10 protein-coding genes and 1 pseudogene are annotated in these 11,917 nt (G+C 46.7%); 10 read left to right on the top strand and 1 reads right to left on the bottom strand.

What is annotated here, in order from left to right; genetic code table 11:
* The first annotated feature begins 36 nt into the window (after positions 1-36).
* The 7 genes from MKY16_RS16790 to MKY16_RS16760 all read left to right on the top strand — a co-directional run bounded on the left by MKY16_RS16790 (position 37) and on the right by MKY16_RS16760 (position 7,057).
* A complete protein-coding gene (locus MKY16_RS16790; protein ID WP_340956245.1) occupies positions 37-945 on the top strand; it encodes a hypothetical protein in 909 nt (302 codons plus the stop codon).
* A gap of 212 nt (positions 946-1,157) precedes the next feature.
* Positions 1,158-1,871 carry a 2,3,4,5-tetrahydropyridine-2,6-dicarboxylate N-acetyltransferase gene (dapD, locus tag MKY16_RS16785; protein WP_029515436.1) on the top strand — a complete coding sequence of 238 codons (714 nt, stop codon included), beginning with the start codon at positions 1,158-1,160 and terminating at the stop codon, positions 1,869-1,871.
* Between the two features lie 181 nt (positions 1,872-2,052).
* On the top strand, positions 2,053-3,189 hold the full coding sequence (locus MKY16_RS16780; protein ID WP_340956243.1) for an N-acetyldiaminopimelate deacetylase: 1,137 nt from the start codon (positions 2,053-2,055) through the stop codon (positions 3,187-3,189).
* 75 nt (positions 3,190-3,264) lie between these two features.
* Complete coding sequence (locus MKY16_RS16775; RefSeq protein WP_322252248.1) at positions 3,265-4,374, top strand: ABC transporter ATP-binding protein; 1,110 nt, start codon at positions 3,265-3,267, stop codon at positions 4,372-4,374.
* Complete coding sequence (locus tag MKY16_RS16770) at positions 4,364-5,176, top strand: ABC transporter permease (RefSeq protein WP_023989586.1); 813 nt, start codon at positions 4,364-4,366, stop codon at positions 5,174-5,176. Before MKY16_RS16775 ends, MKY16_RS16770 begins: the two co-directional genes overlap by 11 nt.
* Positions 5,166-5,987: an ABC transporter permease gene (locus MKY16_RS16765; RefSeq protein ID WP_013372269.1), complete on the top strand. Its 822-nt coding sequence runs from the start codon at positions 5,166-5,168 to the stop codon at positions 5,985-5,987. Before MKY16_RS16770 ends, MKY16_RS16765 begins: the two co-directional genes overlap by 11 nt.
* Positions 5,984-7,057, top strand: coding sequence for an ABC transporter substrate-binding protein (locus MKY16_RS16760; protein ID WP_340956240.1), 1,074 nt, complete (start codon positions 5,984-5,986; stop codon positions 7,055-7,057). Before MKY16_RS16765 ends, MKY16_RS16760 begins: the two co-directional genes overlap by 4 nt.
* Positions 7,058-7,572: 515 nt before the next feature.
* Here MKY16_RS16760 and MKY16_RS16755 read toward each other — a convergent pair.
* Positions 7,573-8,736, bottom strand: coding sequence for an aminotransferase A (locus MKY16_RS16755; RefSeq protein WP_340956238.1), 1,164 nt, complete (start codon positions 8,734-8,736; stop codon positions 7,573-7,575).
* A 396-nt stretch (positions 8,737-9,132) separates the two neighbouring features.
* Between MKY16_RS16755 and MKY16_RS16750 the strand changes: the two genes are divergently transcribed.
* From MKY16_RS16750 to aspA, 3 genes and pseudogenes are all read left to right on the top strand, one after another.
* On the top strand, positions 9,133-9,534 hold the full coding sequence (locus tag MKY16_RS16750; RefSeq protein WP_340956235.1) for a VOC family protein: 402 nt from the start codon (positions 9,133-9,135) through the stop codon (positions 9,532-9,534).
* A 109-nt stretch (positions 9,535-9,643) separates the two neighbouring features.
* Positions 9,644-10,175: pseudogene (locus MKY16_RS16745) on the top strand (GNAT family N-acetyltransferase).
* 200 nt (positions 10,176-10,375) lie between these two features.
* Positions 10,376-11,785 carry an aspartate ammonia-lyase gene (gene aspA / locus MKY16_RS16740; protein WP_340956233.1) on the top strand — a complete coding sequence of 470 codons (1,410 nt, stop codon included), beginning with the start codon at positions 10,376-10,378 and terminating at the stop codon, positions 11,783-11,785.
* Positions 11,786-11,917 lie beyond the last annotated feature (132 nt).

Genomic DNA, 11,917 nt, shown 5'->3' with positions numbered 1-11,917 from the left:
TGCACAAGCTCGTCTATCATAGTGGAGGTGGATTTTATGAAAAAACAAAACACAATTTCAATCATACTACTGACTGTAGTGGCAGTGCTGGCTCTGTCAGCCTGTGGAACGAAACCGCAAACCCATAACACCGCACCTCAAGGGTCAGACCAACCGCAAACGCAACAGCAGCCGCAAGTTAAACCGGAGACAATCGCTGAGTCGGAGGTTAAAAAAGGCACAGGTGTATACAATGGAGCTGCTGACCCGCATACGGTAGAGATTGGAACCAATGGCGAAGCCCAATCCTTCCAATTGGGGGACGGACTGGACACGGTAATAGCTGGACTTAAGGAAGGCGATACAGTAGCGTTTGAATACACCGAAAAAGCAGTAGAGGGCGACGCGACGGCGAAGCAACTGACTTTAACGAAAATACAAAAAACAGAGGCTGCAGCAGATGGCAATCAAAACGGAAGTGCTGGTCAAGCAGTAGGCGGAGAACGCACAAAGACTCAAACTTTTGATCTCACCCTTGAGGGAAAAAAGGAAAAGCAGACTGCGACATTAGCAAAAGGAGAGGGATATTCGCTGTATGTGTTTGATCCGATGTCCCTGTTTCCTGATCAAAACCGTGTTGCCTTGGCTGTAGATGATAACTATTATGCTGAAATTACGAAGCTACCCTCCGATTTTAATCTGGACGAACTTCAAAAAGAAGGCGAAAAGGATCTAGCTTCCATCGGTAAGGTGCAAAAGCTGGACAAAGCAGCCATACCTGAAGCGTTATCCAGTAGCCGTCTGTTCTTACAAGCGAGCAGTTCGAAGATGACACAGCAATATATAGTTGTAGAAAATAAAACAGGCGGTTTCATCGTGAAAGTGAACATTCCACAAGGTGAACCTGCTGAAGGATTCCAATCCTACATTTATACATCGCTGGAGAGCCTGCAAGCTAATAAATAACCCTACTTTGATGCGGGATGATCGGCGGCTTACAATCATGAATTTAAGGCAGTCATGCCGCTGAAAATGGTTATTTTAAGGGCTAGGTTAGAGCTATAAGGGTCTAATCTATAATTGCGAGACCTGCACTTTTGTGCTATAAAGGATGAGAGAATAAGATCATTCCGGCTTGCGAAGTCGTATGAAGCGATGAAGGAGTTGTTAGATTTACTATGTCCATCGAAATGAATACACAAGAAGTCATCAACGTGATTAAAAACAGCAAGAAAAAGACGCCTGTTAAAGTATATGTAAAAGGAGCTTTGGCTTCCGCATCTTTTGGCGAGAATGTTCAAGCTTTTATTTCTGGAGACAGTGGTGTTGTATTTGGGGATTGGGCTGATATCAAGCCGGTACTGGATAGCGCAAACGCGAAAGAAGAAGACTATGTGGTGGAAAATGATCGCCGTAACTCCGCTGTTCCAATGTTGGATCTGAAAGGCATTAATGCACGCATTGAGCCAGGCGCATATATCCGTGATATGGTTGGCATCGGTAACAACGCAGTCATCATGATGGGTGCAGTGATTAACATCGGTGTCACCATTGGTGAAGGCACGATGATTGATATGAATGCTGTGCTGGGCGGTCGTGTTAAAGTAGGCAACATGTGCCACATCGGTGCAGGCGTTGTCCTGGCGGGTGTCATTGAGCCACCGTCCGCACAGCCTGTTATCGTAGAAGACGAAGTATTGATCGGTGCGAACTCGGTTGTACTGGAAGGCGTACGCATTGGTAAAGGTGCAGTTGTTGCAGCCGGAGCGGTTGTAACTGAAGATGTGCCTGAATACTCCGTAGTGGCGGGTACACCTGCACGTGTGATCAAACAGGTCGACGATAAGACCAAATCTAAAACTGAGATTTTGAAAGAACTGCGCGTTCTGTAAGAATGCAGAAGTTTTTTATGTACCAAAGGTGAACGATTCCTTGTCAGAAGCATGATGCACTGACAGCATAACTTAGGGACGAAGCACAACGGACAAGGCTCGGCGGCTGCGCCGGGCTTTTGTCCTTTTGTTCTTTTGCCCGATAAGAGCTGATGATCTATAAAGAGGAGGCGTAGCAGCAATGAGTACGGTCGACTATCGTTCTTTTGTCCAAATACGAAGGGATTTACACCAAATTCCCGAACCGGGTTTTGAGGAATACAAAACACAACAATATTTGCTGGATTATTTGGAAACGCTCCCTCAGGAGCGGCTGGAAATTCGTACATGGCGTACGGGCGTGTTAGTGTTCATTCATGGAACAGCTCCTGAACGCCGCTATGGATATCGTTGTGATATGGACGGTTTGCCGATTGAAGAAGAGACAGGGTACGATTTCCGTTCGACCCATCCCGGCTATATGCATGCTTGTGGACACGATTTGCATATGACGATTGGATTGGGAATTGTTACTCACTTTGCAAGCCATCCGATTAAGGATGATCTGGTTGTGCTGTTTCAACCGGCTGAGGAAGGACCTGGTGGAGCATTACCTATGCGGGACAGCACGGAGCTGGCCGACTGGATACCTGATGAAATTGTCGCGCTGCATGTTGCACCTGAATATCCTGTCGGTACAATTGCGACCCGCCCGGGTATCCTATTTGCCAATACGTCGGAGCTGTTCATCGACTTGAAGGGTATGGGCGGGCATGCTGCGTATCCACACAAGGCGAATGATATGGTAGTGGCTGCTTGCCAACTGGTGGGACAATTACAGACGGTTGTAGCCCGTAATGTGAATCCACTCGATGCAGCGGTCATTACCGTGGGAAAGGTTAGCGGAGGCACGAAGCAGAATATTATCGCGGAAACCGCCCGTTTGGAGGGTACGATCCGAACGTTGTCAGCTGATACGATGATGCTGGTTAAATCACGGATTGAAGCGCTGGTGCGAGGTGTGGAAGCTGGATTTGAATGTCATGCCGAGATTCATTATGGCTCAAATTATTTGCAAGTGTACAATGAAGCTCAGGTGACCAAGGAATTCATGAACTGGATCCGTAATCGGCAGGATGTGCAGCTTATTGAATGCGGAGAAGCGATGACCGGAGAAGACTTCGGGTATTTTCTGGAGCGAATTCCCGGTCTGATGTTCTGGCTTGGTGTGGATACGCCTTATGGTTTGCATCATGCCAAGCTGGAGCCTGCGGAAGAAGCGATCGGTGTAGCCATTCGTGTGCTGACAGACTATTTTACATGGAAGTCTCAAGAGTAAATGAGGCGCCCTGAATAATTATGTTTAATAAAAAGAATGAAATGGAATGAAGTCGAATTTTTGAAGGAGGGTGTTATGGGAGAGCAAACCATCATCCGATTTGAACGGGTGACCAAGCAATATGACAACGATCCCCCAGTGCTGGCGGACGTCAGTTTTGAGATTGAGCGTGGTAAATTTTATACACTGCTGGGGCCTTCCGGCTGTGGTAAAACGACGATATTGCGCATGATTGCAGGTTTTGCGGAGCCGACAGAAGGCTCTATTTATTTGAATGGAAAACTCATTAATCGTGTTCCAGCCAATGAGCGGCAGGTCAATACGGTTTTTCAGGATTATGCGCTATTTCCGCATCTGAATGTGTTTGAAAATGTAGCTTTTGGTCTGCGAATCAAAAAGATGAACAAAAAGGACGTTCAGGAGAAGGTGACACAGGCGCTGTCCTTTGTCAATCTGGAAGGCTACGGCGAGCGGGAAATTTCTGAGATGTCCGGTGGACAGCGTCAGCGTGTAGCCATCGCCCGGGCTATCGTCAATGAGCCTGACGTTCTCTTGTTGGATGAACCGTTGTCTGCACTGGATTTAAAGCTGCGTACTGAAATGCAGTACATTTTGCGCGAAATGCAGCAGCGCCTTGGTATTACCTTTATTTTCGTTACGCATGATCAGGAGGAAGCACTGGCCATGTCGGACGAAATTTTTGTCATGAACAAAGGTAAGATTGAGCAGAGTGGTACGCCTAATGATATTTATGATGAGCCGATCAATCGGTTTGTTGCTGATTTCATCGGCGAATCCAATATTGTCCCAGGACGTATGATTGCGGATTACCAAGTGGAATTTAACGGTCGACAGTTTGAATGTGTCGACGGAGGATTGCGTCCGAACGAGCCCATTGAAATTGTGATCCGACCGGAGGATCTGGAGATTACGAGTGTTGTTGAAGGCAAGCTGCGTGTAAAAGTGGATACCCAATTGTTCCGTGGTGTTCACTATGAAATAAGCTGCTATGATGATTCAGGACAGGAATGGCTCGTGCATTCTACCAAAAAGGCGGAGCTGGGCAGTGAAATCGGTCTGCGATTTGACCCGGAAGCGATCCATGTGATGCGGTTCGGGGAAACAGAGGAAGAATTTGATCGGCGTCTGGAAGCCTATGAAGAGGTGGATCAGCATGTCCGGTAATACAAGAGCAGCGTATCTGCTGCCTTATTATTTATGGATTGTGCTGTTTGTGGCGGCTCCGGTTGTACTTGTGTTTTACTATTCACTGTTTGATGTGGATGGTCATCTCACATTCAATAACTATGCTCAGTTTCTGACACCCGTTTATTTGAGCATGACGCTTAGCTCGTTTTGGTATGCATTTCTGATCACTGTATTTTCACTGTTAGTTGCTTACCCAGCAGCATATTTGCTCACACGCACCAAGCATAAGCAACTATGGCTGTTGCTCATTATTTTGCCGACCTGGATTAACCTGTTACTCAAAACGTATGCTTTTATCGGGATATTTGGTACCTATGGCCCGGTGAATGCGGTGTTAGGTATGGTTGGGTTGGGAGGTCAGCAATTATTGTTTACCAGCTCCAGCTTTGTGTTTGTGTCGGTTTATATTTTTGTACCTTTTATGATTTTGCCCATCTATAACGCGTTGGAAGGGTTAAACCCTTCATTGCTGGACGCAGCCCGTGATTTGGGAGCCTCCAAGTGGACCGCGTTTCGCAGGGTTATTTTCCCGTTAACGCTTGCGGGTGTGCGATCCGGTTGCATGGCTGTGTTTATTCCAGCGTTATCGCTGTTTATGATTACCCGCCTGATTGCAGGTAACCGTGTGATTACACTGGGGACGGCCATTGAGCAGCATTTTCTGGTTACTCAGGATTGGGGTATGGGCTCTACGGTTGCCGTGTTCCTGATTTTGGCGATGGGGATCATTATGCTGCTCACCTCGGGAACGAAACGGAGGGTGCGGCATGGTAAATAAAAACCGATTTGGGAATATATATTTGGTTATTGTTTTTCTCGTGTTGTACGCACCTATTTTGTATTTGATGTACTATTCCTTCAACAGTGGCGGGACGATGCATGAGTTTGAAGGTTTTACACTCCAATATTACAAAGAGGTGTTTGCAGACACTCGCTTGATCATTATTGTCATTAACACCTTGGTGATTGCTTTGCTGTCGTCTGCGTTGGCTACGATTATTGGTATCATGGGTGCACTGGCTATTCATCAGATGCAGAACCGTCGAGTCAAAAATACGCTGCTATCGCTCAATAATGTATTGATCGTGAACCCGGACGTCATTATTGGTGCTTCCTTCCTCATTTTGTTCACGATGGTCGGGATTAAGCTGGGTTTCTACTCCGTTTTATTATCCCATATTGCATTTAGTGTACCAATTGCGGTCATTATGATTTTGCCGCGGCTGCAGGAAATGAGTCCATCTCTGGTCGATGCCGCACGTGATTTGGGTGCCAGTCGGCTGGATGTGCTGACCAAGGTGATTCTGCCCTTTATCAAGCCAGGGATTTATGCGGGCTTCTTTATGGCGTTAACGTACTCGCTGGATGATTTTGCGGTAACCTTTTTTGTGACAGGCAGTGGCTATTCGACCTTATCAGTGGAAATATACTCACGTGCCCGTCAAGGGGTTTCCTTGTCCATCAATGCGTTATCCACGCTCATTTTCCTGTTTACTGTGCTGCTGGTGGTGGGCTACTACTTTATTATGCGCAAGGCGAATCGTAATGGTAAAAAAGAGCCTGCGGCAGAAATGGGGGTGCCTAGATGAAGTCACTTGTGCGCGTGTTTCTGTCGATTTTCATCATCTCGTTTGGGCTGATGGGGGTGGCTGCATGGCTGAATTCCAGTCAAGGCTACTCCGGTGGTAACACACTGACGGTGTACAACTGGGGAGACTACATTGATCCTGAGCTGCTGGAACGGTTTCAGAAGGAGACAGGAATTACCGTCATTTATCAGACCTTTGACTCCAATGAGGCGATGCTGACGAAAATCGAGCAGGGAGGAACTTCGTTTGATGTAGCGGTTCCCTCGGAATATGCTTTGGCTAAAATGAAGCAGGAGCATTTGTTGCTTCCGTTGGACCATAGCAAGCTACCGAATTTGAAGTATGTAGATTCTCATTATCTAAACCTTTCGTTTGATCCGAATAACCAATACTCGGTTCCGTATTTTTGGGGTACCGTCGGGATTGTGTTTAACCCGGAGCTGACAAAAGGCATTGATTTTCATAGCTGGGATGGCCTGTGGGACCCGAAGCTGCGTAATAACCTGTTGCTGGTTGATGGTGCGAGGGAAGTCGTGGGGATGTCGCTGAACAGTCTCCACTATTCCTTGAATGATACGAATGAGGCACATTTGCAGCAGGCTTTGACGAAGCTGGAGAAATTAGCGCCCAATGTCAAAGCGGTTGTCGGTGACGAGATTAAAATGCTGCTGGCAAACGAGGAAGCTGCTGCTGGAGTTGTATGGTCCGGTGATGCGTCTGAAATCATGGATGAGAACGACAAGCTGGATTACATCGTGCCAGATGAAGGGTCCAACTTGTGGTTTGACAATATAGTTATTCCAAAAACGGCTACCCATGTGGATGCGGCTCATAAGTTCATCAATTTCATGATGCAGCCCGATGTAGCCGCTCAAAATGCCGAGTTTGTAGGATACTCCACGCCAAACAAGGATGCAAAGAAATTGCTGCCTAAAGATATTTCTGGCGATGAGCGGTTTTACCCTCCGTCCGACATTACAGATAAGCTGGAAGTATACAACAATCTAGGCAAGCGCATGCTCGCTCATTACAATGAATTGTTCCTGCAATTCAAAATGCATTTAAAGTAGGGGAGTGGAGCAAGGATTCAAGAGTTGTGGATTAGAGGCCGCTGCGGTGGCGGATGGTGCTTCCCATCGCTGTTAAATTCCGTTTTTATGTTGAATATTTAGAGGTTAAAATCGGAATTTAAAGGCGACCGCTCCGCTTGTCCAGCACCATTCCGCCCCCTCCGCTGCGCCGTGCTTAAAGCTAGTAACCCATGAATCCCTACGCCGATAGCCGTGGGAGTAGTGGAAGAGCGAAAAGGCCTCTGAGCCACCCGTAGGGGTGCCTCAGAGGCCTTTTCTGTTTACTCACCGTGTAAAGCGGTGAGTATTCTTTTATCCTGCTGCTCCACACACACGTTAGAGAATTTTGGGACTTTAAGGTGGGCAGTGAGCGAAGCGGGTCATTTGAATCTGGAGAAGCGGCAGCGTTCGCCTTTGCTGAGGGATTCTTACCTATAAATGTTTTATCCAATTCAAGAATCCCCTAGCAACAGCGATCGGAAGATCAAATGGACTTCGTAGCGCCTCTAACCACCTTAACCCCTCACCATTCCTCTAACAAACTTCTCTATTTTATCCAATCCTTGCTCCAGCACATCCTGTCCGTAAGCATAGGACAAGCGAATGTATCCTTCGCCATAGGAGGAAAAGGCATCTCCAGGTACGACAGCCACTCCATGCTCTTCCAGTAGCTTCAAGGTAAAATCCATCGAGCTTAATCCAAAATGGGCGATGGAAGGAAAAAGATAAAAGGCTCCCTCAGGCTTCTCCAGTGGAATTCCCATATCAGTCAGTCTTCCGTGTACATAGTCGCGACGTCGGCGGTACTCCTCGCGCATCGGAAGTGCATCATCCACCCCGACGGTCAGTGCTTCCAGTGCTGCATATTGGCTAATTGAGCTAGCGCAGGTCACGTTGTACTGATGGACTTTGACCATGTGCTGTGTAATTTCAGCGGGTGCAAGTGTAAAACCAATACGCCATCCCGTCATGGAATGTGATTTGGACAGACCGTTAATGACGATGGTGCGCTCACGCATACCTGGTAGAGCTGCAATGGACACGTGGGGTGTATCGTAAATCAGTTCGCTGTATATTTCGTCCGAAATGATAAACAGATCGCGCTCCTTCAGTAAATCGGCGACCGCTTCCAGTTCTTCGCGGCTCATCACTCGCCCGGTCGGATTCGAAGGATATCCGAGAATGACTGCTTTTGTCCGTTCGGTCAGATAAGGCTCCAGCACCTCGGCTGTGAGCTTGAATCCGCTACTGCGGGTATCGGCAAACACAGGAATGCCGCCTGACAAACGGATCAATGGCTCGTACCCTGGGTAGATTGGCACGGGTAGAATGACTTCATCACCGGGTGACAAAATCGTGCGTAAGGTAATATCCAGCGCTTCACTGGCTCCGTTCGTTACGATAACCTCATCCTGTCCACGGTAATTTAGGCCGTATTTACGGGCTACAAACGCCGCTGCGGCTTCTCGTAATTCCGGCAGTCCCGGATTAGGTGTATAAGTGGTCCGGCCTTCATCAATCGCCCGATGGGCAGCTTCCATAATATGCGCAGGGGTAGGGAAATCCGGCTGTCCAATCGTTAAGGAGAGCGTTCCGGGTAATGCGGCAACTTTATTTGCGATTTTGCGGATGCCGCTGATTTGAATATTTTTGACCTGATCGTTAAGCAAATGCTCCATAGCGTGTGTGCCACCTTTTTCTGTATTAGAACAAGTTTACAATAATATGATCTGATTATGCTACGGCAAGAAGAATTCATTTTTACATAATTTAAGTACTAAATTGGCTAATTTGTGGTATCTTAAATATAGGATATGTTTGTAAGCGTAATCATGGTTAAATTGGGGAAGGGAACAGCTTCTAAATCCAAGAGTGGATGATCAAGTGGATCAGGATGAAAAAACATCTGAAGCCATTTTGTTGTACAAGCCTATTCTTGGTGTAAAGCAAGCTAAGGGACAAGGTAAGAGTTGTTAGTTTAATTGCAAATGTCAGATTGATTGACTTTGTGAGGTAGTTAAGTTATCTTTTGTGGAGAAGTCGTATGATAAAGTAGAATGAAGAGGTGAAGCATCGTGGGAGTAACAGCTAAACAAATTTTTGTGAATTTACCAGTTAAAAACCTACAGCACTCCATTGATTTTTTCACTACAATTGGATTTGAATTTAACGCTCAGTTCACTGATGAACATGCAACCTGCATGGTTGTTAGTGAGCATATTTTTGTCATGCTATTGGTTGAAGAACGTTTTAAAGCGTTCACTACAAAGGAAATTTCAGATGCCACGAAAAGCACAGAAGCGATTGTTGCTCTATCGGTGGAGAGCCGAGAAAAGGTGAACGAGATCGTTCGCAAGGCTTTGGAAGCAGGCGGCAAGCCCTCGAATGAACCTCAAGATCATGGTTTTATGTATGGATGGAGCTTTCAGGATTTGGATGGTCATTTGTGGGAGTTCTTTTATATGGCAGAGCAGTAATAGAAGTAAGGGTGGTTAAGTAAACGAAGTACCATGGAAAGTAAGCTATCCTAAAAAGACAGTTTACTTTCTTTATTGTATGTTATCGAACTCACCGGGAGGAATCACAATGTCTAACGAAGTGAGAGTTTACCCTGTTCAAGCTCTGAACGAAGCCCTGACAGATTCACTGAGTCGACTGTTAATCGACGTGGTTGCAAACGGTGCATCTATAGGTTTTTTACCCCCCATTAGGTTATCAGGAAGCAGCAGCTTATTGGAACAATGTACTTGAGGATGGCGTAGTTCTGTGGATTGCCGAGAAGGACGAAGTACCTGTAGGGACGGTCCAGCTTCATTTGGCTCAAAAAGCTAACGCTATTCATCGTGCGGAAATTGCAAAGCTTATGGTACATCCGTCCGGGCGCAGGCTTGGGATCGCACGTCAGTTAATGAAGGTAGCGGAAGAAGAGGCACTAAGTCAGGATAGAACGTTACTGGTGCTAGATACGCGGGTGGGTGATCCCTCCAATGGACTATACGAGTCGATCGGGTTCGTGGAAGCTGGTGTTATTCCGGGTTATGCTCAATCAGCCGATGGTCAACTGCATGCCACTCGATATTATTATAAGCCATTAAATCCGTATTCCAGTCATAGCTGAGCATTTGCCGAATAACCGTGGTATATACGGGTAATCATAACTTGTCATGGGATTACATAACCTTTTTCCGCGTTTATTCGACTGGTAAAGCACGGGAATCGGAAAGTATAATGAAGAGGGGATCAGAACAGGTCTTTTTATGTCAATTTGGTTGTACTGAATTGAAGAACGTAGCAAACACAGCGGAGGAATCAGAAAATATGAGGTTGGAGCATGATTTTTTAGGTACCAAGGAAGTACCATTAGATGCCTATTACGGTGTACAAACGCTGAGGGCAAAAGAAAATTTTCCAATTACAGGCCAACGACTGCACCCTGAGTTGATTAAAGCCATGGCGATCGTGAAAAAGGGAGCAGCGACGGTAAATATGGAACTAACTCGTTTACACCGCTCCAAAGCAGAGGCCATTATTCAGGCTGCTGATGAGATTATACAAGGACAGTTGCATGATCATTTCATCGTCGATCCCATTCAGGGCGGCGCAGGCACGTCCATTAATATGAATACAAATGAAGTGATTGCGAACCGCGCGTTAGAGCTGATTGGCAAGCAACGCGGAGATTATCAGGAGATCAGTCCTAATAATCATGTTAATATGGCGCAATCGACGAACGATGCTTTTCCTACAGCCGTACACTTGGCTGTATTAAGCATGATTGATAAGCTGTTGGCTACCATGAGTGAGCTTCAGGAAGCATTTTCCCGCAAGGCCAATGAGTTTGATAGTGTGATTAAGATGGGTAGAACCCACTTTCAGGATGCAGTGCCAATCCGATTAGGACAGGAGTTTCAGGCTTATGCGCGTGTGCTGGGTCGTGATATCGGACGCGTGCGTGCGACCAAGCAGCACCTGTTAACGATTAATATGGGTGCAACTGCGGTGGGTACTGGCCTGAATGCAGACCGTCGTTATATTCAGCGTGTCGCAGAGGTACTGGCAGACGTCAGTGGCTTCCCTGTGGAAGCTGACGAAAATCTTGTAGATGCTACACAAAATACGGATGCTTATACTGAAGTGTCTGCCGCCTTGAAAATTTGTATGATGAATATGTCTAAGGTGGCAAATGACATTCGCTTAATGGCTTCCGGACCTCGTGCAGGTCTGGGAGAACTGAGTCTGCCTGCTCGTCAGCCAGGGTCATCCATTATGCCAGGTAAGGTAAATCCGGTGATGTGTGAGGTCATTAACCAAATTGCTTTTCAGGTCATTGGTAATGATCATACGATCTGCCTGGCTTCAGAGGCGGGTCAGCTGGAGCTGAACGTGATGGAGCCTGTGCTTGTCTACAATCTGCTGCAATCGCTGGAAATTATGAAGCAGGGCTTCCACGTTTTCCGTATACATTGTGTAGAAGGAATTGAAGCAAATGTGGAGCGGTGCCGTGAATATGTGGAGAACAGTGTAGGTATTATTACAGCACTCAATCCCCACCTTGGATATGAGGTAGTATCACGCATTGCCCGCGAAGCAATTACGACTGGGAAATCGGTGCGCGAGCTGTGCCTGCTGTATAATGTACTGACCGAGGAAGAGTTGGACATTATATTGGACCCGTACCAAATGACTCAGCCTGGTATTGCCGGAGAATCTTTGCTGAATCGCGAATAATGATGCGGAGTATGGAATTTAGACAGCTTTGAGGCAAGACGAAGATAGCCCCGTCGAATCTGGCGGGGCTATTGTTATGTGATAAAGAGAGATGTAATAGGGGAGCCAGCGTGCATAGGGGGGTTCCCTGTT

This window comes from Paenibacillus sp. FSL L8-0641, assembly GCF_038006265.1.
GTDB classification, from domain to species: Bacteria; Bacillota; Bacilli; order Paenibacillales; family Paenibacillaceae; genus Paenibacillus; species Paenibacillus polymyxa_D.
This window is presented reverse-complemented; position numbering and strand designations above follow the sequence as displayed.

Bases quoted from the DNA above. Each gene is read 5' to 3' on its own strand.
- MKY16_RS16760 (WP_340956240.1), top strand. From the start codon at position 5,984: ATGAAGTCACTTGTGCGCGTGTTTCTGTCGATTTTCATCATCTCGTTT.
- MKY16_RS16790 (WP_340956245.1), top strand. From the start codon at position 37: ATGAAAAAACAAAACACAATTTCAATCATACTACTGACTGTAGTGGCA.
- dapD (WP_029515436.1), top strand. From the start codon at position 1,158: ATGTCCATCGAAATGAATACACAAGAAGTCATCAACGTGATTAAAAAC.
- MKY16_RS16765 (WP_013372269.1), top strand. From the start codon at position 5,166: ATGGTAAATAAAAACCGATTTGGGAATATATATTTGGTTATTGTTTTT.
- MKY16_RS16775 (WP_322252248.1), top strand. From the start codon at position 3,265: ATGGGAGAGCAAACCATCATCCGATTTGAACGGGTGACCAAGCAATAT.
- aspA (WP_340956233.1), top strand. From the start codon at position 10,376: ATGAGGTTGGAGCATGATTTTTTAGGTACCAAGGAAGTACCATTAGAT.
- MKY16_RS16770 (WP_023989586.1), top strand. From the start codon at position 4,364: ATGTCCGGTAATACAAGAGCAGCGTATCTGCTGCCTTATTATTTATGG.
- MKY16_RS16755 (WP_340956238.1), bottom strand. From the start codon at position 8,736: ATGGAGCATTTGCTTAACGATCAGGTCAAAAATATTCAAATCAGCGGC.
- MKY16_RS16780 (WP_340956243.1), top strand. From the start codon at position 2,053: ATGAGTACGGTCGACTATCGTTCTTTTGTCCAAATACGAAGGGATTTA.